We start from the raw sequence: 24,070 nt of genomic DNA, 5'->3' as shown, positions 1-24,070 counted from the left end.
CGGCCAACATCCCTAACATCGGCCCACCGAAGTGTTGGCATGGGGCTAATCCGGATCCAGCATCTGGCCCTGGGCATCGCGCTGACGGCCCTTACAGCAGGTTGCAGCAGTTGGCGCCCACCGGTCGTGATCAAGGTGGTTCGCACGATCAATAACTCAGAAACGATCTCCAGCAAGGACTACGAACAGCTGCGGGAGGTCACTGAAGACGCCATTGATCACATCAGAAGTGTGGATCCCACCATCCGCCCTCAACTAACCCTGTCCTCCCAGAAAAATTTTGTTGATGAGATTGAAGATCAAACCCGAAGCGGCTTTGGCCCGGATCTGCTGATCACCGATAGCGACACAGCCCTCGAGTTGTACAAGCGCAACTTGGTCGATCCGATTGCCATCTCTCGTGAAGATCGTGCTGATACTCCGAGCTATCTGTTCGACCTCGTCACAGCCAAGGACGGGCAACTGGTGGGCCGTCCGGTGAATCAGTTTGTGCAGTTGGCCTGCTTCAACAAGGAGCGATTGCCCTCTCCTCCCCAGACCCTTGAGCAGATGGAACAAGCCAGCGAAGAAAACAACTTCGGCATGGCACTTCAGTTGAAGGATCTGTTCTGGAGTGCTGAGTCTTTTGATGCTGGCGAAGCCATGGAAGCCGCGCTCGCGAAGCTCCCTCCGGATGCTGATCGCCAGGCCAACGTGACGGCTTGGTTGCACTGGCTGGAAAACGCGAGCTATCAGCAAAACATTCGCTTTCTGAACGATCAGCGCACCCTCCGCGACGCCTTGGTGGCTGGAGAGCTGGATTGGATCACTTGCTGGAGCAGCAGCCTGCGGGAATTGAGAGAGCAAATGAAAGACAAACTTGCGCTCGCTCCTCTCCCCAAAGGGCCTTCAACAAAGCTCAAAGCCGCCACCAAACTGCAGGTATGGGCGCTTGGACGCAACTCCAGCCCAACGCAGCGAGAGAAAGCCTTAGTGATGATCGATTTCATCACTAAACCCTGGGCGCAAAAAACTTATGCACTGGCAGGGCGCAATTCATTGCCCGTGAACCGCAAAGCCGCGAAGATCGTTGCTGCCAAAATCCCCGGCGGCACAGAAGCCTTGGTGATGTATGCACAGGAGTCGCTGAAGGCAAATGCCGCCAAAGGGCAATCCAAAGCGCGCGTGTTTCGCGATCCAGAGCGTTATGAAACCATCTCAGATGCTCTGCTCGACACCATCTACGACGTCAGCTCCCCAGAGGAATCCAGTCAAAAAATCCTGAAAAGTTTGCGGGAGAGCGATTCATGATCACCGAAATCACCTCTGAAACCACGACCTGGCTGGGCTATCTGCAGCGGGGTTCCGTGCTTCTCCAGGTGGGATTGTTCGTCGCCGCCATCACCAGCGAATCACGGGTGAAGCGAAAACTCAGGAGTCCCCTGATCGCCAGCCTGATCCATCTCCTAGTGCCGGCGGCACTGTTTCTCATCGCCACCACGTTGACCCTCGTTGGAGTCACAGCGGGCTACTTGCAGTATCTGGCGCTGCTCTGGCTGATCTGGCGCTGCGTGGAACCCACCAAGCAACTCATTCTCAGCCGCTTTCCAAAAGTACCGGTCGAAGAAATCGATAAATCGTTCTTCCGGCCAATTCTGTTGGTCATTTCAATCCTCACCTTCTTCCAGATGCTTGGAAGCCGGGAATCGCTGTCGCTGATTTCCCTGGGAGATGTGTTCGGGGTGACGCTCACCATCGGCAAATTGTGCACAGCCCTGGTGATCGTTTATCTGGTTATCACCCTGGCCAGCCGTCCGGCAGCCTTCGCCGCCTGGCTTGGGGGTGGATTCTTCGGCATTAAGCCCCAGGGCCGCAAAGCGCTCGAAGTGATTCTTCGCTACTCGGTGATCGGCATTGGCGTCATGGGGGTGGCGTATTACATCGGAATCAATGGCACCGCCTTAGTAGCTGTAGCCGGAGGCCTTTCCGTGGGCATCGGCTTTGGCATCAAAGAGATCATTTCCAATTTCATCAGCAGCCTCTGGCTGCTGTTTGAAGGCTCCGTGCGCCCCGGAGAAATCCTGATGATCAACGGCGACCCCTGCACCGTGAGAAAGCTGGGGCTGCGCGCCACCCAATTGCGCCGCGGCCGCGATGGCGCCGAACTGCTGATTCCAAATCAAAATTTCTTCACCCAAGAGGCTGAGTCGTACACCGCCGAAGAAACCTCCCGCCGCGACGTGGTGGTGGTGGGAGCGGCCTATCACCACGAACCCAGTCAGGTGATCGCTGTTCTCGAGGAGGTCGCCCGCCAACACGAGAAGGTGCTGCAGTACCCACCCCCGGCAGCCTTCACCGTCGATTTCGCGGATTCATCGATCAACTACAAGCTGCTGTTCTGGGTGCGCAACCCGCTGGAAGCTTTTGGTGTGGGGAGTGATTTACGCCAGGCCATTTGGACGGCTTTTGAAAAGAACGGCATCGGCATCCCCTTCCCGCAGCGTCAGGTGTATCCCATGGAATGGCCACCATCAAAAGACCAAACCCTGCGCATGGGTGCTGCCGCCAATCAATTGCAAGTGGAAGACGCCAACCCAGAGGACCTGCCCAGCTCAACGGGCGAGACGACTTAAGTAGTCCTCCTGGCGTCCGGCATTGATCCAACCGGTGGCGATCAGCTTGCTTGCGCTCTCACTCACCCGTCCCCGGTGAATGTGGGACGGACCCGCCGGGAAGATCACCAGCTTGCCTCGCTCCGCCGGTTCGTGGTGGTCCTGCCAATGAAACTCGGTGCCCGCCTCATCCACGTCGTTGCAGTAAAGAATCCAGGCCAGCACTCGGTGCACCGGTTCGGTGGCCTCATCGCTAATAGTCCAATCACAGTGCCAACGCTTGAACCCTTCCCCCGGGGCGTAGTGCTGAAGATTAAAAATCGGATTGACGAACAGGCTCTGCTGAGGGCAGCACTGACGGAACAGCGGTCGCTCCTGCAAATAGCGATCCAACCCTGCCGTCACCCCACGAAAGATCAGTTGTGAAAGGGCGAAGGATTCGGGTTCTGAGCGATCAATCGCCACCAGGCTGATGTCGGTGCTCTGTTTCGCCGGTTCGCCTGTACCCTCCGGCCCAAAGGCCACGCCAGGACGCTGCAAGTCCAAGCGGCGCGGGAAGAACTCACTCACGGCATCAGCCACCGACTCGAATCCGGCATTGCGGTAACGGCCGATCAAGTTCATGCCGTTGCCACCATTCTGGGAATCGCCACCACAGCATCCAGGGCCTGCCAGCGACCACGATCCGCCACCACCTGATCCTGAAGCTTCACCTGGTCAATCACCGCCGCGGCCCGTTCGAGATCCAGAGGAACACCAGGGCCCATCGGCAGCACCAGCACCTGCTGCTCAGCCGGATCCGCCATCACCTGAAGATCGAGATCCTCCAGTTCCCGTTCAAAGAACACCCGCCGCATCCGGGTGGTGAGGCTTGGACCAAGCGCCTCGACGAAACGGGCCATGCCGGCTTCATCCCCGGAGCTGCCGCAATTCAGCGACAACCAGATCAACAACTTCACCCAACTTTCTGCCGTCCAGAGGGGTTGGAAGCTCTCCCGGTGTTGCCGCACCAACTCAGCAATCGAGAAATCAAACAGCGTGGCCTGGAGGCCAGTGGCATCAGCGGAATCCATGCTGTTCATCCTCTCCTGTGAAAGGTCAGACTGGGGCGACTGGCTATTCGCACCATGGCCCTGGACCTGAACGATCCCGAACTCGAGTTCTCCGATCTGGTCTACGCCTACCAGAGCTGGGTGATGGCGGTGATCAACGACGAAAAGCTGGACAGCGAGGACAAGCTGCTCACCGATGACATCGCTGAGGACGCTCTGAACTCGATGCGCTTCCTGCCCGGCGAGGTGACCAGCGCCATCGAAACCAGCCTGGCCCGCGTCTACGACGTCGACGCCGACGAACTGGCCGAATTGCTGTTCCCGGAAGACTGAAGCTGGGTTCGGACGCCGCACCACCAAGGGACCCCTACCTATTGGGAACCCACACCGAGGAGCTGGAACGCCTGCGTTTCCAGCACTCTCTGTGGCGACCGACGGCCCAAGCCGCCTGGCAGCGCGCCGGCCTCCATTTGGGGCAGAGCGTGCTCGACCTGGGTGCGGGGCCAGGGTTCGCTGCAGCAGATCTGGCGAACGCTGTGGGTACCCAAGGTCGCGTCCTGGGGTTGGAACGCAGTGAGGTTTACGTCGCATCGGGTCGCCGCATGGCGGAACAAGCTGGCTTGCATCAACTGGAACTCCGCCAACAGGATCTGTTCAAAGATCCCTGGCCAAGGGAATTCTTCGATCTGGTGTGGTGCCGCTGGGTGGCCATGTTTTTGCCCCAGCTGGAGCCCCTCTTGGCTGGGGTCGATCAGTGCATCCAACCGGGCGGACGCTTGCTGATCCATGAATACGTTCACTGGGACACCTTCGGGCTGCATCCCCACGGACGAGCGATACAGCGCTTTGGCCGGGCCTGTCAGAGCAGTTTTCGTGAAGACGGCGGCGATCCCGACGTCAACCGGAAACTCCCCGGTTTGCTCCACCAGCGCGGATGGCAGATCGAGCACCTAAAGCCAATCCCCGTATTGGGCGATGCCGGATCCATGGCCGGGCAATGGATGGAGCGGTTTGTCCTGGTGTTCGGCAGGCGACTTCAACAATTGGGGCACTGGAGTGCCGACGACGCACTGGAGGCTCAGGACGAAATCGCTCGCGCCCACGCTGAACCGGGTTGCTACTGGGTCGGACCAACCGTGTTGGAGGTCTTGGCGCGACGACCCTGAAAGCGAACTCGGCACAATGCACTCACTCTTCCTCGAGACATGGGTTGGTCCGCTGCTGACATCCCGAACCAGCAGGGGCGCGTTGCCCTGATCACCGGAGCCAATAGCGGTCTGGGCCTCGAAACTGCGCGCGCCTTGAAGCGTCGTGGGGCAACCGTGGTGCTGGCCTGCCGCAGCCCCCGCAAAGCGGAGACGGCCAAACAAGATTTGCTGCAGGAGCGGGATGGAGGTGCGGTGGATCTGGTGGATTTGGATCTGGCGGACCTGGCCAGCGTCCAACGGGCGGCGAACAGCATCGGCGAGCGCTACGGCTGCCTCGATCTACTGATCAACAACGCTGGAGTGATGGCGCCGCCACGCCGGAGCACCGCCCAGGGGCATGAACTGCAGTTCGGTGTGAATCACCTAGGGCACATGGCCCTGACCCAGGCGCTGCTGCCGCTGATGCAGAACCGGCCCGACCCCCGGGTAGTGACGGTGACCTCCGGCGCCCAGTACTTCGGCAAGATCCGCTGGGATGACCCCAGTTGGAGCAAGGGCTACGACCGCTATGGGGCCTATGGCCAAAGCAAACTCGCCAATGTGATGTTTGCCCTCGAACTGGATGCACGCCTGCGCGAGCAGGGCAGCCCCATCGGCTCACTGGCCGCCCATCCGGGCATCGCACGCACCGAACTGCAACCCACGGCGATCGCCAGCGTTGGCAATCGCTTGGAAGCCCTGACCTACCGGCTGATGGATCCCTTGTTTCAAAGCGCCAGCATGGGTGCCCTGCCGCAACTGCATGCCGCCACCGCAGCGACAGCCCAGGGTGGCGAGCACTACGGCCCTGAGCAGTTCGGTGGATTGCGGTTTGCACCCGCGCTCTGCCGTGTTGCCCCAGCAGCGAATCAACCTGCCGAACGGCAGCGGCTCTGGAGCTTGAGCGAGCAGTTGATCGGTGGCTGAATCCAGCGCTGGGTTGCAGCGGTTGGCCCCCTTCGTTCTGGGCCGGGCCCGACGTGGCGTCGTGGGATCCAGTCGCTATGCCCAACGGCTGCGCAGTGCTGTGCTCGAGGCCGCCAGAGACCCGCAACGCCAGCCAGTACTGATCAGCGGTGAGCCCGGCCTGGAAAAAGACAATCTCGCCGCCCTGGTGCACTACGGATCAGCGGAACGACGCCGGCTGCTGGTGCGACTGGATGCCAGTGATCTGCAGGGCAGCACGCTCAACCTGCTGAATGAGCTCGGATCCAGCACCCTGTTGGTGAGCGGCATGGACCGCATCGATAACGAGCTCCAGCAACGCTTGATCGCGATGGCCCGTGGCGAAGTGCCCGGGTTCCAAGGTCGTGTGCTGTTCACCAGCGAAGCCGCCATCCCGGCCCTCGATGGCCTGGTGCGAACCATCCGCGTACCTCCCTTACGCGTGCGCCGAACCGACCTGGGGGACTGGCTGCGTTACCGGCTGAGACTGCAGAGCCCTGGACTCGGTTGGAACCAACCACCAGCCCTGCCCGACAGCGTGGTGCGACGGCTTCAGAACCACGATTTCGCCAACAACCTGCGCGAACTCGAAGCGATGGTCGATCGCGCCCTGCGTCAGGCGCGTCAGCAAAGCCAAGGCGAGCTTCCACCATTGCTTCCCGAAGAGGTCTTCTGGACCGAAGACAAATCACGACGCACCCGTTTTGACGTCTGGCGCTGGAAACCACAGTTGCGGGAGTGGATGCGCGCACCGGCGCTCTGGAACACGCTGCTGTTCGGCCTGGTGAGCTGGCTGTTCGTGGCTGTGAACCTGGCGCTCTGGCTTGGCCCCCAGGAGCGCGCAGCCAATCCAATGCTGACCCTGTTCTGGGCTTGGTGGTGGCCTTTGATCCTGCTGAGCTACCCACTGGTGGGTCGACTCTGGTGCTCGATCTGTCCATTCATGGTGTGGGGACAGATCGCCCAACGGATCACTCCATGGCAAAAAAGGAGTTGGCCCCATGGAGACCTGGACCGCTGGGGAGCTCCTGCTCTAGCCGCCGGATTTGCCGCGATTCTCCTCTGGGAAGAGGTCTGGAACCTTGAAGACACCGCCTGGCTGAGCAGCTGCCTGCTGTTACTGATCACGGCAGGGGCCGTGATCAGCTCAATGGTTTTCGAAAAACGCTTCTGGTGCCGATACCTCTGTCCCGTCGGAGGCATGAACGGACTATTCGCCAAACTCTCGATCCTTGAATTGCGGGCTGAAGTCGGCACCTGCAGCGGCAGCTGCAGCAGCTACGCCTGTTTCAAGGGAGGACCCGCCGACGGCGAGGGCCTGGCAACCGAAGGCTGTCCCCTGGGCACCCACCCCGCCCACTTGAGCGACAACCGCAACTGCGTGCTCTGCATGACCTGCACCCAGGCCTGTCCCAACCGCTCTGTGCAGTTGCGACTGCGCCCGCCTGCCGCCGATCTGCAACGCAACATGCAGGCCCCCGATGGAGAGCGCGGACTGATCCTGGTGCTGGCTGGCGGACTCTGCCTGCACAACTGGCAGCGCCTGCTCAGCTGGCTGCCGCTTGCACCGTCTTCCTTGCATGAAGGCCCCCTGCTGGCTCGGCTCAGCTTTGCGGCGCTGGCCCTCGCTCTTCCAGCAGCAGCGGGTTTGTGGCTCAAACGCCGTTGGCTGTATGCCGGATTGCCATTGCTCTGGGCCCTACTCCTGGCACGCCATCTGCCCATCGGAATGTCCGAAGCGGGCACGGTTCTGCCGGTTGGTTGGCCGCAATGGTCCGCCGACCTCCATGTGATCGGCTTCTGCCAGACCGTAGTGGTGTTGTTCGGGTGGATTGGTGCTGTGATTTTGAGCCGCCGCTTGCTGGATCTCAACCGTCGGGCCTGGGTCACAGGCAGCATGGTGCTGCTCCTGGTCAGCCTCAGCGGCCGCTGGTTGGTCGCTCTCTAAAACCATGGCCACTCGTCGCCCCTCAACGGAAATCAATGCCCGCCAGAAGGTGTTGCTGGCGAGCCTCCAGGCCTGTGGCGATGAGATGAGCGGTCAGCAACTGCACCGCAACCTCGCTCCCGAGCAAACCATGGGACTGGCCACGGTGTATCGGAATCTGCGTCAGCTGCAGCAACGGGGCCTGGTGCGCTGCCGTCACCTGCCCAACGGCGAAGCGCTCTACGCACCACTGGAGCGGGATCGCCACCACCTCACCTGCGTCGATTGCGGCAAGACACAAGCGCTCGACCACTGTCCAATTCACGACCTGGAGGTACCCGAAGACGGCCGTAAGGGCTTCGATCTCCTGTTTCACACGCTTGAATTCTTTGGTCTTTGCAGCGACTGCCGCGAGCGGCAGCAAAATCCGTCATGACCCTGGCCGCCACCTACTTCGGAGCCAATGGTTGGTTGCTCGAATTCGATGATCTTCGGGTTCTGGTGGATCCCTGGCTGCGCGGCAGCCTGAGTTTTCCCCCTGGGGAGTGGCTGCTGAAAGGGGAGCTGCCCTGCGAACGCGACATCCCGGAGAACCTGAATCTGCTGTTACTCACCCAGGGGCTGGCGGATCATGCCCACCCTGAAACCCTGGCGTTGCTGCCGAAAACCCTGCCGGTGATTGGATCCATAGCCGCAACGCGCGTGGTTGAACGCCTGGGCTTCACCAACGTGAAAGCACTCTCCCCCGGAGAAAGCACCACCCACCAGGGCCTGCAGGTACGCGCCAGTGCCGGTGCACCGGTGCCCACAGTGGAAAACGGCTATCTGCTCGACCATCCAGCCGGCGCGCTGTACTTGGAACCCCACGGTTTTCTGGATCCAGCCCTGGAACCACAACCACTGGATGCCGTCATCACGCCGATGGTGGATCTTGGGCTTCCCGCTCTGGGCGCATTTGTCAAAGGATGCTCCGTGGTGCCGCAACTGGTGGAACGCTTCCAACCCACGACGGTGCTCGCCAGCACATCCGGGGGCGATGTGCGCTTCGACGGCGCCCTGAGCCGTGCCCTGCAAATGAAAGGATCCGTGGCCGGAACTGGAGCCCAGCTGCCAACAAGCAGCCGCTGGACCGATCCCACGCCGGGGGAAAGGCTGCTGCTGAAAAACTGATTTTGTGGATTAAGCTTTGTAACAACAGCTTGAGCCTGATGAAACCCACGCAAGCAAACGAGTCTTGGTTCCAAGGCGTCGCCGCGCGCGAAATCCATATGGAGCAACTCAAAAAAGCGGAACGCTTCAACGGGAGGGCCGCCATGCTCGGCATCGTGATCGGAATCATTACCGAAGGCCTCACCGGTGCCGGCATCATTCATCAAATCGGTCTGGGCCCCCTTGTGGATGGCTACGCCGCCTGCCGCACCCAATTCCTGCCCTTCTGCTTCTGATCCAATTGGGGGCTGTTACAGCCCCTGCATCGCCAGCATCTCGGCAGGCGACTGACCCTCGATGACGAGAATGGTGCGATTCACGTTCGACTCGAATGGCTGCTGACAAGGAACTGCTGCAGGAAGTGGCTCTAGAGCTGTGGAACACCACCAAGAAGCTGCGACCTGGCCTGCCCAAAGCGCCACGCGCCCAACTGGTCTTGAAAGCACTGCTGACCATTGGCGACATGAGCGATCAACTGGAAGCCGCCATGGTGCTTGGAGTCATCGAGGCGCAGGAACCTGACGACGAACCTGTCCAGGACGACACGGCTGGAGAAGACAAGACCGTCTCTGATGCCAAGACCGAACGGGAAACCCCCAGGGTTGTTCGCAAGCGGACCAGCAGCCGCTGATCAAAACCGCCGGCTGACGCGGACGAGACGAAAAGGACGTCGCTGGCTGACAGAGAGCCAACCCAGCGCCAGCCTGAAGGAGTGGTGATGACCCGCTCCTTCATTGAAACTCTCCTCCCTTGCTGTTCTCGCTACTGGCGTTCTTGCTCTTGGCCTTGGCGCGTGTGCTGAGAAAGAAGCAGCAAAGGTCACCGACCTGAACAATCTCCAAGGTGACGTGATCGGAAAGGTGAATTGCAGCTCTCAGACGTTTGTTCTGGATGCCGACCAAGCCAAAGGCTTCGCCGAGTTCGCGGGGCAGTGGATGACAGCCGAAGGCTTCGCAGAGAAGTGGGTGGAGGAAACCGGTGACACCTACGGCAGTCAACTGGCAATGCAAGTTGCGGCAGCCGCGATAAGCGAAGCCTGCGCCCCCGAATAACCGAAACGGCATCTCTAAGGGGGTCCACCACAGATCGCATCAGTAACGACGTGGCCGACGCTGAGGGCTGCAACAACGCAGAAAAGGTGCCACATCATCAGCTCAACGCTGCATGGCCACCACCACCGCAGCGGCCGCAAGGGCCACAATTCCAGCCATCCAAATGGTGTTCTGGCGTGCCAGCAGCCATGCAGCATTCCGAGACAAGGCCAGCCGGCCCGTCGCCAGCAGCGCCGTTAGCCCCACGAGCAAAACGACGGGAACCACCAACGCCAGGAAGAGTTGCATCACCGAATGCCGAGGGGACCTGCATTCCCAGGATGGTGCAGTCGAACGCTGAGTAGCTTGTAAAACTCCGACTCACAGCTTGAACCTTGTCTCTGCTGATCGTCGCGGCTGGCTTCATTGGACTGCTCTGGTTGACGCAAAGCCTGATTCGACGCGGCATGGATGACGGCAGCAACGGCTGACGCCAAACGCACATCTCATCACTTCCGCTGGAGGGTTGACCCACTCGGGGACTGTTTGGGCTGCAAGCTGTCCTGATGATGGCCAAGCTGTTGTCGACGCCCCAACCCACGCGCCAAAACGCCAATGGCAACGTTCGATCAGAGCACACCCTTCATGCTCTTGGCTCGCATTCACGTCAAACAAGGATGCGTGGACGCCTATTTAGAACTGGCACGTGCCACCGACACAGCCGTTCAGGCCTCTGAACCGGGAATGATCCACCACACCTTTGATCAGGATCCCGATGATCCACAGGCATTTGTTTGGTCAGAGGTTTACGCGAACGACGCAGCCTTCAGCGCCCATATCTCCAATCCTCCAGTCCAGGAGTACCTGAAAAAGCATGCTGAACTTGGCGATGGCTTCAGCATTGAGGTGTACGGCACAGTCGGCAATGCGTGCCGCACCCTGATGGAGTCCTTCGGATTACCACTCAAAATCTTCGAAACCAGGCTGGGGTACAGCAGGGTCTAGGCGTTGAAATCGTTGGGTGTTCCAAGACACCGTGTGCAGGGCGATTCACTCAAATTTTGAGCTCTCTGTGTGGCTGATCACAGACAGGGCAATAGCGGAAGAATGTCTTGAACAGCCCAGTCTTTTTAAACTTCAGGAGAAGTCGTCAGTGAGGAATTGGCTCCCTTGGAACGTGATCTGCCTCGGCTTTAAGAAAACGGCGATGCTGGGCAGATGCATAGCCACTGAGGTCAATTCGGGTGGCATTGCTGCCAGCCTTTCGCCACTCCCTGGGGGGAGTGCTGGATCTTCGGTTCATGGAATCGAGTTATCGGTTCTCGCGCTGTGAGCCCTTACAAGGCTCTTTGGCGTCACACCACCATTGCACACCTCTGTGAACCTCACACCAAAGCTTCACTGAAGTCATCCTGAACTTCGAGCTAAGGCCGCTGAGACCAGCGGCGCAGAGGGCCCAAGAAACCGCTAACGAACTGGATTGTTCAAATAAGCGATACGGGATCGCAGCAGCGACAATCTTCGGCTGGGCATTCATCCATGGGCACGGCCTTGGCTCGAGGATGGGCCTGGACGACGCCTCACCAGCCATGAGAGTCTGATCCCCATCGCAGCTCTGGCGCTCTCCCCTACTCTCCATGCATTAGCCCAGAGCCCGTTGCCGAAGATTGGCGGCTGCCCCTGCTCCTACCGGGCATCGGGTGACTAGTGCATGCCCAGCAAGAACTCAAAGGACGCCTTCATCCGAATTGGGAACTCCTGCTCCAATGGGTATCGGAAGTCAGGCAAGTACTGCATCTCCAATCGGTAAGCAGCGTTTGCCACGAGTGCAATGCAGCTCCATCCTTTTTGCATCAGCCTCTGTTGAATCAGCCAAGCAATTTCATTTCATTGCCACCTATGTCCGCACCTTGGTTGATCGCTTTTGGAATCCTGTTCATTTGCGCTCCGGTGGCTCGTTCTGATGAGTGGGTGAGTTGCAGGCGTGACCCATCAACAGGCCAACTCCTTTGGATGCGCGGCAAGTCAAATGAGCCTCTAAAAAACACTGCATTTCGACCTGGCGCCACCAATCCTGATCGAGGCAAATGCTTGGTCAGCAATGACCAGCTGCGTCATGCGCACGGCCTGAAGTTCTGACTATCCAGCCACACAACCCCGCCGATGGCGTTCCGATCTGGACGTGTGATCCCCTCGGCAATCCTGTGCACGACTGGATTTTTGAGATGGGCGATACTGGGATCGAACCAGTGACAATCTCCTTGTAAGGGAGGTGCTCTACCGCTGAGCTAATCGCCCCACCGGGCAGATTCTGCCTTAACGCGTCACTTTGGGGGCGCACGAGAGCTCCGAACGCTTGGCAACGGGTCGCCGCCACGACCAAAGCATCTGGATCCTGAGCCTGCCGCTCGGCATCGTCGTTGGACTGGTGCTCGGAATCGTTGCCGGTCTGATCGCTGCAGCAAGCTGTCTGGCTGGTGGGCTCTGGCTCTCCCCCGACCTGGATACCCGCTCGAACGCGCTGCGGAGGTGGGGAGTCCTGGGCTTCCTCTGGTGGCCCTACCGACGCCTGATTCCCCATCGCTCGCTCTGGTCCCATGGTCCAGTGCTTGGAACCAGCGTGCGACTGGGCGTGCTTCTGACGTGGTGCCTTGTCGTCACCATTGCTATTCCGACACTCTCGCCATCGATGCTCCTGGCGGACCTTCAGGAGCTGATACGCCAACACCCGCATGAGTTCACCGGACTGGTGGTGGGGTTAGAGGGCAGCGCATGGCTCCATCTGATCCTCGACGGCGACCCCTGGCCCCAGGAATGGTCCAAAAAACGACACCAGTGAGAAGGTGGGCGTCACCCAAGTTGTTGACCCTGCATGGCCAACGCTCCATCTGATGCGCTGCAGCGACTGATCGAGGTCGTGGCACAACTCAGAGATCCAACAACGGGCTGTCCTTGGGACCTGGAACAAACCCATGCGTCCTTGGTGCCCTACCTCTTGGAGGAAGCGCACGAGGTGGCTGATGCCGTCCGTAATGGTGATGACAACCACCTCAGGGAGGAACTTGGCGACCTGCTGCTGCAAGTAGTGCTGCATGCACAGATCGCTAGGGAGGAGCAACGGTTCGATCTCGATGCGATTGCCGATGGCATCAGCGAGAAGCTGATCCGCCGACACCCCCATGTGTTCGGCGATGCCGAGGCCTCCAGCAGTGACGACGTTCGACGCAGCTGGGACGCCATCAAGAGGCAAGAACAAGCCGAAGCCCTGGCTGGCTCAACCAGCCCCCTCAGCGACCAGCTCAGAGGCAAGGTGCGTGGGCTGCCGGCCCTCGCTGGAGCGATGACCATCTCCAAGAAAGCTGCCAAGGCCGGCTTCGAATGGGATGACATGGACGGCGTCTGGGACAAGGTCCATGAAGAGCTTGATGAACTCAAGGACGCGGTTGCCAGTGGCGATAAGAACCACGCCCAGGAGGAACTGGGCGATGTGCTGTTCACGCTCGTGAACGTGGCCCGTTGGTGCGCGATCGAACCCGAAGAGGGCCTCGCTGGCACGAATCAGCGCTTCCTGGCTCGCTTTTCCCGCGTTGAGACCGCTCTGGGTGGGGATCTGCAGGGACGCAGCATCCACGAACTCGAGGCCCTGTGGAAACAGGCCAAAGCAGCCATCAGGGCTGAACAGTCTTCGACGTCCTGATCCGATTAATCGTCCATGGATGGCCGGCTTCGCCGTTGACGCTTGAGGTCACCACGCTTTTTCTTCGTATCCAAACGCCGCTTCACCGCACCGCGGCCAGGCCGAGTTGATTTGCGCGCGCGAGGCGGTGGCTGCAAGCCTTCCCGCAGAAGCTCCGCCATGCGATGCAATGCCTTCTGACGGTTCTGCCATTGGGAGCGTTCTTCAGCGACCACAACTCGCAGACAGCCCTCCACCAACTTTGTCTGAAGATGTTCCACCAGTCGGGCTCGGCGAAACGGACCAAGGCAAGTGCAGTTCTCGACATCCAGGACCAACTCCACACGGGAATCGGTGGTGTTGACCCCCTGCCCTCCCGGACCGGATGAGCGGCTAAACCGCCAGCGCAGATCCCTGGACGGAATGGTCAACCGCTCATTCACCACCAGGTCTTGCATAACGCATCTCCTGGTTAAGGAACGACGGAATACTTTTTACAGCTTGAACTTTCCAGTGCTCTGAAGTCCTGCAACAGGTTGCTAGAGACAACGCGGCAGCTTTCATCTGATGGAAATGGCTCTGGAGCTGCCCTCTTCCACAGCAGCTCCCCAATCAAACATATTTGATCAACATATCTTGTGTTCGTCAACAACCAAGACCACTAGATGTGGTGCATGAAAGCCATTCAACGGCGTCCTTAGCTGGAGAGATGCCCACCGCAGCCCATGAGCAGCTGGATTGATGAAGAACACCGCGGCGTCCGCTACGGATTAAAGGGAGAGGTTCTGGTCGAGGAGAGCAGTCCGTTCCAGCGGATCAGCGTGATTCGCAGTGAGCGCTACGGGCGGGGGCTGCTGCTGGATGGCTGCTGGATGACAGCGGAGCAGCAGGAGCGCCACTACCACGAGGCCTTGGTGCACCCAGCGCTGTGCAGTGCCAGCTCGATTGAGCGAATCCTGGTGATCGGCGGGGGAGACGGCGGCACCGCCCGGGAGTGCCTGCGCCATCCAGGGGTCCAGCGGCTGGACATGGTGGAAATCGACGGGCGGGTGGTGGACCTCAGCCGAGAACACCTCCCCGAGATCGGTGGATCCGCCTGGGCCGATCCTCGGTTCCAGCTCACGGTGGGGGATGGAATCGCCTGGGCCGCTGAGGCTGACGACCAGAGCTACGACGTTGTCTTGGTGGATGGCTCTGACCCCGCCGGACCCGCCGAAGGCCTGTTCAATCGCGCTTTCTTCGACAACTGCCGACGCCTGCTCAAACCCTGCGGGGTCTTCGGCACGCAGAGCGAGTCTCCAGAAGCCTTCCGTGATGTCCACATCGCCATGATCCGGCTGTTGCGCGAGGTGTTTGACCACGCCGACCCGCTCTATGGCTGGGTGCCGATGTACCCCAGCGGCTGGTGGAGCTGGACCTTCGCCTCAATGGGAACCCCCCGCTACCGCACTCCCGATCCCGAGCGCATCAAGGCCATCGCCGCAGGCTGTGAAATCTGGTCACCGCGCTGGCAACGGGGGGCCATGGATGCCATGCCCGCCTTCATCGAACGGGAGTTGCAGTCATGACTTCAATGCCGCCGAGCGGGCTGTTTGACGGTTTGTTTGACAGCGACGGAACCATTTTCATGGGCTCCCGACGCGACCCTGCCGACTGCCGCGTCGGGCTGTTTGGTGTCCCGTACGACGGCACCACCTCCTTTCGCCCGGGCACCCGCTTCGGACCCGCCGCCATCCGGGAGGTCAGCACTGGCCTGGAGACCTATTGCCCGCAACTCAACCTGGATCTCGATGATCTCGACTTTGCGGATCTTGGTGCCGTTGACATTCCCTTCGGCAACCCTGAGCCCGTTCTGACCAAGGTGAAGCAGGCGACCGAAGCCGTGCTCGCCCTGGGCCTCAGGCCCCTGATGCTGGGAGGGGAGCATTCGATCAGCTCGGGAGCAGTGGAGGCCGTTGCCCAATGCCACCCCGACCTGGTGCTGGTGCAGCTGGATGCCCATGCCGATCTCAGGGACATCTGGCTGGGGGCACGCCACAGCCATGCCTGCGCCATGCGCCGTTGTTTGGACATCCTTCCAAGCCAAACGCTATTTCAACTCTCGATCCGCAGTGGAACGCGGGCGGAATTCAACGAACTGAACCAGAGCGGTCGACTGACACCAAACATTGATGCCCTTCAACAGGCGCTCTCTCCCTTAAGGGGAAGGCCCCTATATCTCACCGTCGATCTGGACTGGTTCGATCCCTCCGTTCTTCCTGGAACCGGCACACCCGAACCCGGTGGATACCACTGGTCTGATTTCGCCAGCCTGGTTGATGTCCTCCGAGAGCATCATCTGGTAGCAGCAGATGTGGTGGAACTGGCCCCACAACTCGACACCAGTGGCATCAGCTCCGTGCTGGCCGCCAAGGTGACCCGCAGCCTTCTACTGCTGCTCGGAACCGATCAATAGAAGTGGCGCGCATCAACCCGCTGCTGCCGCAAACGGCTGTGTTGCTTGCTGAGCAGTTGCAGCACGAGTGTTGGGTGCCGGTGGATGAGCGTCAGAAAGTTGGAACGACTGAGGCGGAACAGCGAAACAGGTGTCACAGCCGTGGCATCACGGCTGTGACACTCGGTGAGGTCCACCAGATCCTCATAGAAAAACAATTCACCGCGACCAAACCGAATGCGGTTCAACGGACCACTGCTCAGTTCCATCCATCCGCGTTCAATCACATGAATGAACTGCACAGGCTCCCCTGCCCGAAAGATGGTTGTGCCGGTCGGCAACATCAGGCGATCCACCTCAGGCTGTTCCTGGATGAGTTCCAAAGGAGTCAGCGGAGCTGAGGCAGACAACGTCAAAAACCTTGAGTGAATGGAGTATCCAATGACCTTTTGATGCTGACAGTCAAAGAGGGCACAGCCAATTCTTTGATCCGAGCTCAACTCAAGCTTCGATCCAGTTCCAGCTGACACTCACCAACGCCGATGCTCTGCAGAACCGGAAGGTTGGGGGTACGGGGGGTCCAGTGATGACAGACAACGAGATCCGCAAGTTCGGCATGCACCTCCAGCCGACGCAAACGGCACCAGCCTTTCGACCCTGCAGCAAGGCTGCAGTGCTGACAACTACGACAGCAGGGGCTGTTGGCCAAGGAGGAAATCTGGGTCCGCCAACAGTAGTGACGGTTTGGGAAACGGACCGCAGCAAAGGGCGGATTTCCGGGTTCCCTTCCGGATGGTGAAGCCCTCCATAAGAATGCGCTTCGCAACGGCCGCCTCCATGTCTCTGCAGCGCACTCCCCTATTCGAGCTCTGCCGCAGTGTTGGTGGCCGCATGGTGCCGTTTGCCGGCTGGGAGATGCCGGTTCAGTTCAGCGGCCTCATCCAAGAACACAAGGCCGTTCGCGAACGGGTCGGCATGTTCGATATCTCCCACATGGGGGTGCTGCGCCTCGAAGGTGCCAATCCCAAGGATGCGCTGCAACGGCTCATCCCCAGCGATCTGCACCGCATCGGTCCCGGCGAAGCCTGCTACTCCGTTCTGCTGAACGAGCAAGGCGGCATTCGTGACGACCTCATCGTTTACGACTGCGGCGCCATCGATGCTGAACGGGGTGCGTTGGTGCTAGTGATCAATGCCGCCTGCGCCGACAGCGATACCGCCTGGATCCGTGACCAGATGGAACCCGCTGGCCTGACGGTGACTGACATCAAAAACGGAGGGGTGCTGCTCGCGCTTCAGGGACCTGAGGCCATGCAATTGCTGCAGGAACTGAGCGGCGAAGACCTCAACGGCCTGCCCCGCTTTGGCCACCGGATGCTCAACCTCAACGGCCTAAGCCAACCGGTGTTCAGTGCTCGCACGGGTTACACCGGCGAAGACGGTGCAGAGCTGCTGCTCAACGCCGAGGACGGACAAAAGTTCTGGCAGCTTTTGTTGGATCGCGGCGTTACCCCCTGCGGCCTGGGGGCACGGGACACCTTGCGCCTGGAGGCCGCCATGCACCTTTACGGCCAGGACATGACCGACGAAACCAACCCCTTCGAGGCAGGGTTGGGTTGGCTCGTGCACCTCGAAATGCCCATGGATTTTGTGGGCCGACAGGCTCTGGAGCAAGCGGCGGAATCCGGCCCCGCCAAACGCCTGGTGGGCCTCAAGCTTCAGGGTCGTGCGATCGCCCGCCACGACTACCCCGTCATGCACAACGGGGAGACGGTCGGGATCGTCACGAGTGGAACCTGGTCACCCACCCTGGAAGAACCGATCGCCCTGGCCTACTTACCCCAATCCCTCGCCAAGGTCGGTACTGAAGTGAGTGTTGAGATCCGCGGCAAGGCCCAACCGGCAACGGTTGTTCGCAAGCCCTTCTACAAACGACCCTAAACCTCACCGCTGCTGTGGGAAACTCGCTCTTCTCCAGTTGAGACATCCCATGCGCAGCAACGGTTGCGGTGACCTGCGCGAACAGAACATCGATCAGCAGGTGCAACTATGCGGCTGGGTGGATCGACGCCGTGATCACGGCGGGGTGATCTTTATCGACCTGCGGGACCGCAGCGGCACGGTGCAGATCACGGTGGACCCGGATCTGGGAGCCGACGCCTTCGCCGTCGCCGAGCATCTACGCAGCGAAACCGTGCTGCAGGTGCAAGGGAAAGTTCGAGCCCGCCCCGCCGAATCCCTGAACGAGAAACTGGCCACAGGGGCTGTGGAAGTGCTGGCCAGCGGCATCACCGTGCTCAACAGCGTCAAGGGCAACCTGCCGTTCCCTGTGTCCGTGCACGACGAGGAGAACACCCGCGAGGAAGTACGGCTGCGGCACCGCTATCTGGATCTGCGCCGCAAGCGCATGAACGACAACCTGAGGCTGCGAGCCCAGACGATCCAGGCCGCCCGTCGCTTTCTAGAGAACGAAGGCTTCATCGAGGTGGAAACACCGGTGCTCACCCGCTCCACCCCGGAAGGTGCCCGCGACTACGTGCTGCCCAGCCGTGTCTGCGGCGGTGAATGGTTCGCACTGCCCCAGTCACCGCAGCTGTTCAAACAGTTGTTGATGGTGGGCGGCATTGAGCGGTATTACCAGGTGGCCCGCTGTTTCCGCGACGAGGATCTACGGGCCGACCGCCAGCCGGAATTCACCCAGCTGGATATCGAGATGAGCTTCATGGATCAGGAGCAGATCCTGGAGCTGAACGAAGCTTTGATCTGCGCCATCTGGAAGACCGTGAAGGGCATCGAGCTGCCGCGGCCCTTCCCCCGCATGACCTGGCATGACGCCATGGATCGCTACGGCACAGACCGGCCCGACACCCGTTACAGCATGGAGCTCACCAACGTGAGCGACATTGTCAAGAACATGGGCTTCAAGGTATTCAGCGGTGCCGTCAAGTCCGGCGGATCGGTGAAATGCATCGCCGTCCCCGGCGGCAATGACGCCCTCTCCAACGTGCGGATCAAGCCCGGCGGCGACGTGTTCAGCGAAGCCCAGAAAGCCGGGGCCGGTGGCTTGGCCTTCATCCGGGTGCGCGATGGCGGCGAGATCGACACGATCGGTGCGATCAAGGACAATCTCAGCGACGAACAGAAGCAGGAGCTGCTCAGCCGCACCGGCGCAGAACCCGGCACGCTGCTTCTGTTCGGCGCCGGCGACACCGCCACGGTGAACAAGGCGCTCGACCGTGTGCGCCAGTACCTGGCCAAGGAACTGGGCATGGTCAAGGCCGAGCGCGACAACGACCAGTGGAATTTTCTCTGGGTGGTCGACTTCCCGATGTTCGAGTTCAACAGCGACGAGAACCGCTACGAGGCACTGCATCACCCCTTCTGCGCTCCCAACGCCGAAGACCTCGGCAGGGATGCGTCGCAATGGGCTGACACCCTGCCGGGTGCTCGGGCCCAGGCCTACGACCTCGTTCTCAATGGTTTGGAGCTCGGCGGTGGATCCCTTCGCATCCACGACTCCGCCCTGCAGCGCCAGGTGTTGCAGACCGTTGGTCTGCCGCTGGAGGAGGCCCAGGAGCAATTCGGCTTCTTGATGGATGCTCTTGATGTGGGCGCACCTCCCCATGGCGGCCTGGCCTTCGGTGTGGACCGAATGGTGATGCTGCTGGCCGGCGAAGAATCGATCCGCGACACGATCGCCTTCCCCAAGACCCAACAAGCCCGCTGCCTGATGACCAATGCCCCTGGTGGCGTGGCCGACAAGCAGCTGGAGGAACTGCATGTAGCCAGCACCTGGGTGGAGCCCGAACAGGAGGAATGACCTCTGCCGCTGGACTGAGCAGATCCCGAAGGGAATCAGCGCATTTGTCGCACCGCAGTCAACGGCGAGGAACCCTGAAGTTGGACTTCACCCAGGCCAGCTTTTGCCCAGTAAGCCCCGACGGACAGGGGGAACCCGTGAGCGCCGCAGCAGCGGTACGACGGATCTGCTGCGGCTTTATCTCCAGGACATTGGCCGCGTCGACCTTCTCACCAACGAAGAGGAGGTGATGCTGGCGCGTCTGGTGCAACGCCGCGAAGCCCTACTGCACCAGCAAAGGGATCTGGCCGAAAGCCATGCGGCCATCGGGGAACTGCATCGTCTCGAAGAACTGCAACGCCGCGAAGCGAACCAGCACAGCCACTGGCCGACCAAGCAGGAATGGGCCCGGGCGGCCGGACTGCCCTTGCCTGAGTTGCAGCAGCGAATCGACGTGGGGTATCAAGTCTGGGCTGAGCAGGCACAACTGGAGGCCAAAGACTTAAGGCTTGCCCTCCGCAACGGTCGGCGGGCCAAGGACCACATGATTCAGGCCAACCTGCGGCTTGTGGTGGCTGTGGCCAAGAAATATCAGCAGCGGGGCATGGAACTTCTGGACCTTGTGCAGGAAGGGACACTCGGACTGGAACGGGCGGTGGAAAAGTTCGATCCCACCCGTGGCTTTCGCTTCAGCACCTACGCCTACTGGTGGATTCGTCAGGGCATCACGAGGGCCATCGCCACCCAGAGCCGCACCATTCGTTTGCCGGTCCACGTCACCGAGAAACTGAACCGGATCAAGCGGGTCCAGCAAGAGATTGCGAGCAACGAAGGACGCATCGCCTCAATCGCGGATCTCTCGAGAGAGCTGGGCATCAGTGAGGACACCGTGCGCCAGACCCTGGCCAGGGTGCCCCGCTCCGTCTCTCTGGACACTCGCGTCGGCCGCGAACAGGACACCCAGCTCGGGGATCTGATCGAAGACGGTCATGCCACCCCTGAGCAGACCCTCACCCACGACGAACTCCACAACGATCTGGAACATCTCTTGGATGAACTCACCAGTCGGGAGGCTGCTGTCCTTCGACGCCGCTTTGGGCTGGAGGACGACACGCCCCAAACGCTGGCCCAGATCGGAGAAGAACTGAAACTGTCCCGGGAGCGCGTTCGTCAGATCGAAACCCGCGCCTTGCTCAAACTGCGACAACCCCAACGACGCAGCAAAGTCCGCGATTACATCCAGGGCCTGGATTCCTAAACCCAAAGCCCACCTGTCCCCACCACTCCATGGACATGGACATCGACATCGGCCTCTCGCAAGAGCAGCGCAGCACCATCGCCGATGGACTCGGCCGGCTTTTGGCGGATACCTATGTGCTGTACGGAAAAACCCATGGCTTCCACTGGAATGTCACTGGACCGATGTTCAACACGCTGCACCTGATGTTCATGGAGCAATACACCGAGCTTTGGACAGCACTGGATGAGATTGCCGAACGGATCCGAGCCCTTGGCCTGATGGCCCCCCATGGCGGCAGCACCCTTGCGGCCTTGTCGTCCATCACTGAAGCCGAGCAAAATCCAGCTGCCTTGGACATGGTGCGAGAGCTGGTGGCGGGCCATGAAGCGGTGGCACGAACAGCACGCAGTGTTTTCGCTTTAGCTGACGCGGCAGACGACCAACCCAGTGCAGACCTTTTGACCCAACGCCTCCAGGTGCATGAAAAAACCGCCTGGATGCTGCGGAGTTTGCTCGACAGTTAGAGCATTCACCGCCTGGCCTCTGGAGCACACGACCAACGCCAGGTAATTTGAAGAATCGCCTGGCAGATCATGGCCAAATTCGTCTTCATCACTGGTGGTGTGGTCTCCAGCATTGGCAAAGGGATCGTGGCGGCGAGCCTCGGCCGGCTGCTGAAGTCACGGGGCTACGACGTTTCGATCCTCAAGCTAGATCCCTACCTCAATGTGGATCCGGGAACGATGAGTCCTTTCCAGCATGGGGAGGTATTCGTCACCGAAGACGGCGCAGAAACAGATCTCGATCTCGGCCATTACGAGCGCTTCACCGACACGGCGATGTCACGGCTGAACAGCGTAACCACAGGCTCGATCTACCAATCGGTGATCAACAAAGAACGCCGGGGCAACTACAACGGCGGCACCGTTCAGGTCATTCCCCATATCACCGGCGAAATCCGCGAGCGCATCCACCGGGTTGCGTCCAACAGCAACGCCGATGTGGTGATCACTGAGATCGGCGGCACCGTCGGTGACATCGAATCGTTGCCCTTTCTCGAAGCCATTCGCGAGTTCCGAGGAGACGTGGGTCGCAACGATCTGGCCTACATCCACGTCACCTTGCTGCCCTTCATCGGTACCTCCGGCGAACTCAAAACCAAGCCGACCCAGCACTCGGTCAAAGAACTGCGCTCCATCGGCATCCAACCGGATGTGCTCGTTTGCCGCAGTGATCGCGACATCAGTGACGATCTCAAGCGGAAGATCGGCGGTTTCTGCGGCGTACCAAACCGCGCCGTCATTCCCTCCCTGGATGCCGACAGTATCTATGCCGTTCCGCTGACCCTCGAACAGGAGGGACTATGCCGGGAAGTGCTGGACGTGCTGAACCTCGCAGACCATGACAGCGATATGGCGGCATGGGAACAGCTGGTGCACAACCTTCGCAATCCCGGCCCATCGGTGAAGGTCGCCTTGGTGGGCAAGTACGTCCAGCTGAACGACGCCTATCTCTCCGTTGTCGAAGCACTGCAGCATGCCTGCATTGCCCAGGATGCCTCCCTCGACCTGCACTGGGTCTGCGCGGAACAGATTGAATCCGACGGTGCTGATGCACTCCTGCGCGGAATGGATGCCGTGGTGGTGCCCGGTGGCTTCGGGAACCGTGGCGTTGACGGAAAAATTGCCGCCATCCGCTGGGCCCGGGAACAACGCGTGCCCTTCCTGGGGCTATGCCTCGGCATGCAAACCGCAGTGATCGAATGGGCACGCAACCAGGCCGGTCTCACGGAAGCCACCAGTGCCGAATTGGATGCTGGCACCCCGCATCCCGTGATTCATCTCCTGCCGGAACAGCAGGACGTGGTTGACCTCGGCGGCACGATGCGGCTTGGGGTATATCCCTGCCGAATTGCTCCGGGCACCCTGGCCCAGAGGCTTTACGGAGAGGAGGTGGTCTACGAACGTCACCGCCACCGCTACGAATTCAACAATTCCTATCGCAATCTGTTTCTGGAATCCGGATACGTGGTGAGCGGCACCTCACCGGATGGACGCTTGGTCGAACTAATCGAACTAAAAGGGCATCCCTTCTTCACCGCCTGTCAGTACCACCCGGAATTCCTCTCCCGCCCAGGAAAACCACATCCGTTGTTCCGGGGGTTGATCGAAGCGGCACAACAACGGCTACCCGACTCGCCCGCCCAGGCCCTGCGTCAGCAAGGAGACATTGCCATCCCATGAGCCCGATCCATGGCTGATGCCTCGCCCCTCCCTGTGGTGGAGACGTTTCATTCCCTTCAAGGGGAGGGCCACCATGTCGGACGCAGCGCTTTCTTCATTCGATTAGCCGGGTGCAGCGTGGGCTGTCCCTGGTGCGATACCAAGCACTCGTGGCCCACCCAGGGGCACCCTGAGCATCCAATCGATGACTTGGCTGAGGCAGCCAAAATGGCCGCCGACGAGGGGGCCAGCTTCGTTGTGATCACTGGTGGGGAACCGTTGCATCACGATCTCCATCCACTCACCCAGGCGCTCGATGCGCGATGTGGCCTCCCCCTGCACTTGGAAACCAGTGGGGTAGATCCGCTGAGCGGACGCTTCGACTGGATCACGCTCTCCCCCAAGCGACACCAGCCCCCCCTGCAGGGAGTGCTGGACAGCATGCAAGAACTCAAGGTGGTGATCCATTCGCCTGCAGATCTGCACTTCGCTGATGGAATGGCGCAAGCAGGCCAAGGGGAGGCGCTTCACTACCTTCAACCTGGCTGGGAAAGCCCCGAGGGTCAGCAACTCGCAATTGAGCACGTTCGTCAGAACCCAACCTGGCGCCTGAGCCTGCAAACCCACAAATGGCTGGGGGTACGCTGAGGAATGGATTAGACATGAAGATATGTTCCTGAAGAATCGCTGAGCAATGACATTTGCAAGCAGCCATTTGTCGCAAGAAGAGCGACAATGACAAAGTAAGAAGCCATGC

Annotated in this window: 28 protein-coding genes and 1 tRNA gene; 22 read left to right on the top strand and 7 right to left on the bottom strand. The window is 60.3% G+C overall.

Going from position 1 to position 24,070, the window contains the following annotated elements; translation table 11 throughout:
- The first annotated feature begins 39 nt into the window (after positions 1-39).
- Both DXY30_RS10140 and DXY30_RS10135 read left to right on the top strand, forming a co-directional pair.
- Positions 40-1,290, top strand: coding sequence for an extracellular solute-binding protein (locus tag DXY30_RS10140; protein ID WP_115094802.1), 1,251 nt, complete (start codon positions 40-42; stop codon positions 1,288-1,290).
- Positions 1,287-2,612, top strand: a complete 1,326-nt coding sequence (locus DXY30_RS10135; protein WP_115094801.1) for a mechanosensitive ion channel family protein — start codon at positions 1,287-1,289, stop codon at positions 2,610-2,612. Before DXY30_RS10140 ends, DXY30_RS10135 begins: the two co-directional genes overlap by 4 nt.
- On the opposite strand, the gene DXY30_RS10130 is transcribed toward DXY30_RS10135, so the two are convergent.
- Positions 2,592-3,215, bottom strand: a complete 624-nt coding sequence (locus tag DXY30_RS10130; RefSeq protein WP_115094800.1) for a 2OG-Fe(II) oxygenase — start codon at positions 3,213-3,215, stop codon at positions 2,592-2,594. The genes DXY30_RS10135 and DXY30_RS10130 overlap by 21 nt on opposite strands.
- Positions 3,212-3,664 carry a protein phosphatase gene (locus tag DXY30_RS10125; RefSeq protein ID WP_115094799.1) on the bottom strand — a complete coding sequence of 151 codons (453 nt, stop codon included), beginning with the start codon at positions 3,662-3,664 and terminating at the stop codon, positions 3,212-3,214. The genes DXY30_RS10130 and DXY30_RS10125 overlap by 4 nt, the downstream gene beginning before the upstream one ends.
- A 54-nt stretch (positions 3,665-3,718) precedes the next feature.
- Between DXY30_RS10125 and DXY30_RS10120 the strand changes: the two genes are divergently transcribed.
- The 9 genes from DXY30_RS10120 to DXY30_RS10080 all read left to right on the top strand — a co-directional run bounded on the left by DXY30_RS10120 (position 3,719) and on the right by DXY30_RS10080 (position 9,963).
- A complete protein-coding gene (locus DXY30_RS10120) occupies positions 3,719-3,976 on the top strand; it encodes a hypothetical protein (RefSeq protein ID WP_115094798.1) in 258 nt (85 codons plus the stop codon).
- Between the two features lie 41 nt (positions 3,977-4,017).
- Positions 4,018-4,809 carry a methyltransferase domain-containing protein gene (locus DXY30_RS10115; RefSeq protein ID WP_244281357.1) on the top strand — a complete coding sequence of 264 codons (792 nt, stop codon included), beginning with the start codon at positions 4,018-4,020 and terminating at the stop codon, positions 4,807-4,809.
- Positions 4,810-4,848: 39 nt separating this feature from the next.
- Complete coding sequence (locus DXY30_RS10110) at positions 4,849-5,757, top strand: oxidoreductase (RefSeq protein ID WP_115094796.1); 909 nt, start codon at positions 4,849-4,851, stop codon at positions 5,755-5,757.
- Positions 5,750-7,723, top strand: a complete 1,974-nt coding sequence (locus tag DXY30_RS10105) for a 4Fe-4S binding protein (RefSeq protein ID WP_115094795.1) — start codon at positions 5,750-5,752, stop codon at positions 7,721-7,723. Before DXY30_RS10110 ends, DXY30_RS10105 begins: the two co-directional genes overlap by 8 nt.
- Positions 7,724-7,727: 4 nt before the next feature.
- Complete coding sequence (locus DXY30_RS10100; RefSeq protein ID WP_115094794.1) at positions 7,728-8,138, top strand: transcriptional repressor; 411 nt, start codon at positions 7,728-7,730, stop codon at positions 8,136-8,138.
- A complete protein-coding gene (locus tag DXY30_RS10095; protein WP_115094793.1) occupies positions 8,135-8,872 on the top strand; it encodes an MBL fold metallo-hydrolase in 738 nt (245 codons plus the stop codon). Before DXY30_RS10100 ends, DXY30_RS10095 begins: the two co-directional genes overlap by 4 nt.
- A 38-nt stretch (positions 8,873-8,910) precedes the next feature.
- Positions 8,911-9,147 (top strand): chlorophyll a/b-binding protein, encoded by a 237-nt coding sequence (locus DXY30_RS10090; RefSeq protein ID WP_115024609.1) that lies wholly within the window; start codon positions 8,911-8,913, stop codon positions 9,145-9,147.
- Positions 9,148-9,242: 95 nt separating this feature from the next.
- A complete protein-coding gene (locus DXY30_RS10085) occupies positions 9,243-9,542 on the top strand; it encodes a TIGR03894 family protein (protein ID WP_115024610.1) in 300 nt (99 codons plus the stop codon).
- Between the two features lie 103 nt (positions 9,543-9,645).
- A complete protein-coding gene (locus tag DXY30_RS10080; RefSeq protein ID WP_115094792.1) occupies positions 9,646-9,963 on the top strand; it encodes a hypothetical protein in 318 nt (105 codons plus the stop codon).
- A 102-nt stretch (positions 9,964-10,065) separates the two neighbouring features.
- Here the strand turns inward: DXY30_RS10080 and DXY30_RS10075 are convergent, their stop codons facing one another.
- Complete coding sequence (locus DXY30_RS10075; RefSeq protein ID WP_115024612.1) at positions 10,066-10,251, bottom strand: hypothetical protein; 186 nt, start codon at positions 10,249-10,251, stop codon at positions 10,066-10,068.
- A 306-nt stretch (positions 10,252-10,557) separates the two neighbouring features.
- On the opposite strand from DXY30_RS10075, the gene DXY30_RS10070 reads away from it, so the two are divergent.
- Positions 10,558-10,947, top strand: a complete 390-nt coding sequence (locus DXY30_RS10070; protein WP_115094791.1) for a putative quinol monooxygenase — start codon at positions 10,558-10,560, stop codon at positions 10,945-10,947.
- A 1,221-nt stretch (positions 10,948-12,168) separates the two neighbouring features.
- Here DXY30_RS10070 and DXY30_RS10055 read toward each other — a convergent pair.
- Positions 12,169-12,240: transfer RNA gene (locus DXY30_RS10055), tRNA-Val, on the bottom strand.
- Between the two features lie 58 nt (positions 12,241-12,298).
- On the opposite strand from DXY30_RS10055, the gene DXY30_RS10050 reads away from it, so the two are divergent.
- Together DXY30_RS10050 and mazG are read left to right on the top strand one after the other, a co-directional pair.
- On the top strand, positions 12,299-12,781 hold the full coding sequence (locus tag DXY30_RS10050; RefSeq protein WP_115094990.1) for a metal-binding protein: 483 nt from the start codon (positions 12,299-12,301) through the stop codon (positions 12,779-12,781).
- Between the two features lie 33 nt (positions 12,782-12,814).
- Positions 12,815-13,639, top strand: coding sequence for a nucleoside triphosphate pyrophosphohydrolase (gene mazG / locus DXY30_RS10045; protein WP_115094788.1), 825 nt, complete (start codon positions 12,815-12,817; stop codon positions 13,637-13,639).
- Between the two features lie 5 nt (positions 13,640-13,644).
- Here mazG and arfB read toward each other — a convergent pair whose 3' ends face one another.
- Positions 13,645-14,076, bottom strand: coding sequence for an alternative ribosome rescue aminoacyl-tRNA hydrolase ArfB (gene arfB / locus DXY30_RS10040; protein WP_115094787.1), 432 nt, complete (start codon positions 14,074-14,076; stop codon positions 13,645-13,647).
- Positions 14,077-14,343: 267 nt separating this feature from the next.
- On the opposite strand from arfB, the gene speE reads away from it, so the two are divergent.
- Together speE and speB are read left to right on the top strand one after the other, a co-directional pair.
- Entirely contained in the window at positions 14,344-15,186 is an 843-nt protein-coding gene (gene speE / locus DXY30_RS10035; RefSeq protein ID WP_115094786.1) for a polyamine aminopropyltransferase, read from the top strand.
- On the top strand, positions 15,183-16,073 hold the full coding sequence (speB, locus tag DXY30_RS10030; protein ID WP_115094785.1) for an agmatinase: 891 nt from the start codon (positions 15,183-15,185) through the stop codon (positions 16,071-16,073). The genes speE and speB overlap by 4 nt, the downstream gene beginning before the upstream one ends.
- Here speB and DXY30_RS10025 read toward each other — a convergent pair.
- Together DXY30_RS10025 and DXY30_RS10020 are read right to left on the bottom strand one after the other, a co-directional pair.
- Positions 16,067-16,462, bottom strand: a complete 396-nt coding sequence (locus DXY30_RS10025; protein WP_115094989.1) for a cyclic nucleotide-binding domain-containing protein — start codon at positions 16,460-16,462, stop codon at positions 16,067-16,069. The two genes, speB and DXY30_RS10025, sit on opposite strands and share 7 nt — an antisense overlap.
- A gap of 86 nt (positions 16,463-16,548) precedes the next feature.
- The gene (locus tag DXY30_RS10020; protein ID WP_115024620.1) at positions 16,549-16,761 is read right to left on the bottom strand and encodes a hypothetical protein; all 213 of its coding nucleotides are present in this window, start codon (positions 16,759-16,761) and stop codon (positions 16,549-16,551) included.
- Positions 16,762-16,889: 128 nt separating this feature from the next.
- On the opposite strand from DXY30_RS10020, the gene gcvT reads away from it, so the two are divergent.
- The 6 genes from gcvT (at position 16,890) to DXY30_RS09990 (ending at position 23,961) form a co-directional block, all read left to right on the top strand.
- On the top strand, positions 16,890-17,993 hold the full coding sequence (gene gcvT / locus DXY30_RS10015) for a glycine cleavage system aminomethyltransferase GcvT (protein WP_115094988.1): 1,104 nt from the start codon (positions 16,890-16,892) through the stop codon (positions 17,991-17,993).
- A gap of 49 nt (positions 17,994-18,042) precedes the next feature.
- Complete coding sequence (aspS, locus tag DXY30_RS10010) at positions 18,043-19,872, top strand: aspartate--tRNA ligase (protein ID WP_115094784.1); 1,830 nt, start codon at positions 18,043-18,045, stop codon at positions 19,870-19,872.
- 103 nt (positions 19,873-19,975) lie between these two features.
- Positions 19,976-21,109, top strand: a complete 1,134-nt coding sequence (locus DXY30_RS10005) for an RpoD/SigA family RNA polymerase sigma factor (protein WP_115094783.1) — start codon at positions 19,976-19,978, stop codon at positions 21,107-21,109.
- Between the two features lie 29 nt (positions 21,110-21,138).
- On the top strand, positions 21,139-21,615 hold the full coding sequence (locus DXY30_RS10000) for a Dps family protein (protein ID WP_115094782.1): 477 nt from the start codon (positions 21,139-21,141) through the stop codon (positions 21,613-21,615).
- A 69-nt stretch (positions 21,616-21,684) separates the two neighbouring features.
- The gene (locus tag DXY30_RS09995) at positions 21,685-23,334 is read left to right on the top strand and encodes a CTP synthase (protein ID WP_115094781.1); all 1,650 of its coding nucleotides are present in this window, start codon (positions 21,685-21,687) and stop codon (positions 23,332-23,334) included.
- A gap of 9 nt (positions 23,335-23,343) precedes the next feature.
- Positions 23,344-23,961, top strand: coding sequence for a 7-carboxy-7-deazaguanine synthase QueE (locus DXY30_RS09990; RefSeq protein WP_115094780.1), 618 nt, complete (start codon positions 23,344-23,346; stop codon positions 23,959-23,961).
- The last annotated feature ends 109 nt before the right edge of the window (positions 23,962-24,070 follow it).

Source organism: Synechococcus sp. UW106 (assembly GCF_900474015.1).
Classification (GTDB): Bacteria; Cyanobacteriota; Cyanobacteriia; order PCC-6307; family Cyanobiaceae; genus Parasynechococcus.
Note: the sequence above shows the minus strand (reverse complement) of the source record. Positions and strands in the feature narration are given on the sequence as shown.

Bases quoted from the DNA above. Each gene is read 5' to 3' on its own strand.
- DXY30_RS10140 (WP_115094802.1), top strand. From the start codon at position 40: ATGGGGCTAATCCGGATCCAGCATCTGGCCCTGGGCATCGCGCTGACG.
- DXY30_RS10135 (WP_115094801.1), top strand. From the start codon at position 1,287: ATGATCACCGAAATCACCTCTGAAACCACGACCTGGCTGGGCTATCTG.
- DXY30_RS10130 (WP_115094800.1), bottom strand. From the start codon at position 3,215: ATGAACTTGATCGGCCGTTACCGCAATGCCGGATTCGAGTCGGTGGCT.
- DXY30_RS10125 (WP_115094799.1), bottom strand. From the start codon at position 3,664: ATGGATTCCGCTGATGCCACTGGCCTCCAGGCCACGCTGTTTGATTTC.
- DXY30_RS10120 (WP_115094798.1), top strand. From the start codon at position 3,719: ATGGCCCTGGACCTGAACGATCCCGAACTCGAGTTCTCCGATCTGGTC.
- DXY30_RS10110 (WP_115094796.1), top strand. From the start codon at position 4,849: ATGGGTTGGTCCGCTGCTGACATCCCGAACCAGCAGGGGCGCGTTGCC.
- DXY30_RS10100 (WP_115094794.1), top strand. From the start codon at position 7,728: ATGGCCACTCGTCGCCCCTCAACGGAAATCAATGCCCGCCAGAAGGTG.
- DXY30_RS10095 (WP_115094793.1), top strand. From the start codon at position 8,135: ATGACCCTGGCCGCCACCTACTTCGGAGCCAATGGTTGGTTGCTCGAA.
- DXY30_RS10090 (WP_115024609.1), top strand. From the start codon at position 8,911: ATGAAACCCACGCAAGCAAACGAGTCTTGGTTCCAAGGCGTCGCCGCG.
- DXY30_RS10085 (WP_115024610.1), top strand. From the start codon at position 9,243: ATGGCTGCTGACAAGGAACTGCTGCAGGAAGTGGCTCTAGAGCTGTGG.
- DXY30_RS10075 (WP_115024612.1), bottom strand. From the start codon at position 10,251: ATGCAACTCTTCCTGGCGTTGGTGGTTCCCGTCGTTTTGCTCGTGGGG.
- DXY30_RS10070 (WP_115094791.1), top strand. From the start codon at position 10,558: ATGGCAACGTTCGATCAGAGCACACCCTTCATGCTCTTGGCTCGCATT.
- mazG (WP_115094788.1), top strand. From the start codon at position 12,815: ATGGCCAACGCTCCATCTGATGCGCTGCAGCGACTGATCGAGGTCGTG.
- arfB (WP_115094787.1), bottom strand. From the start codon at position 14,076: ATGCAAGACCTGGTGGTGAATGAGCGGTTGACCATTCCGTCCAGGGAT.
- speE (WP_115094786.1), top strand. From the start codon at position 14,344: ATGAGCAGCTGGATTGATGAAGAACACCGCGGCGTCCGCTACGGATTA.
- speB (WP_115094785.1), top strand. From the start codon at position 15,183: ATGACTTCAATGCCGCCGAGCGGGCTGTTTGACGGTTTGTTTGACAGC.
- gcvT (WP_115094988.1), top strand. From the start codon at position 16,890: ATGTCTCTGCAGCGCACTCCCCTATTCGAGCTCTGCCGCAGTGTTGGT.
- aspS (WP_115094784.1), top strand. From the start codon at position 18,043: ATGCGCAGCAACGGTTGCGGTGACCTGCGCGAACAGAACATCGATCAG.
- DXY30_RS10000 (WP_115094782.1), top strand. From the start codon at position 21,139: ATGGACATGGACATCGACATCGGCCTCTCGCAAGAGCAGCGCAGCACC.
- DXY30_RS09995 (WP_115094781.1), top strand. From the start codon at position 21,685: ATGGCCAAATTCGTCTTCATCACTGGTGGTGTGGTCTCCAGCATTGGC.
- DXY30_RS09990 (WP_115094780.1), top strand. From the start codon at position 23,344: ATGGCTGATGCCTCGCCCCTCCCTGTGGTGGAGACGTTTCATTCCCTT.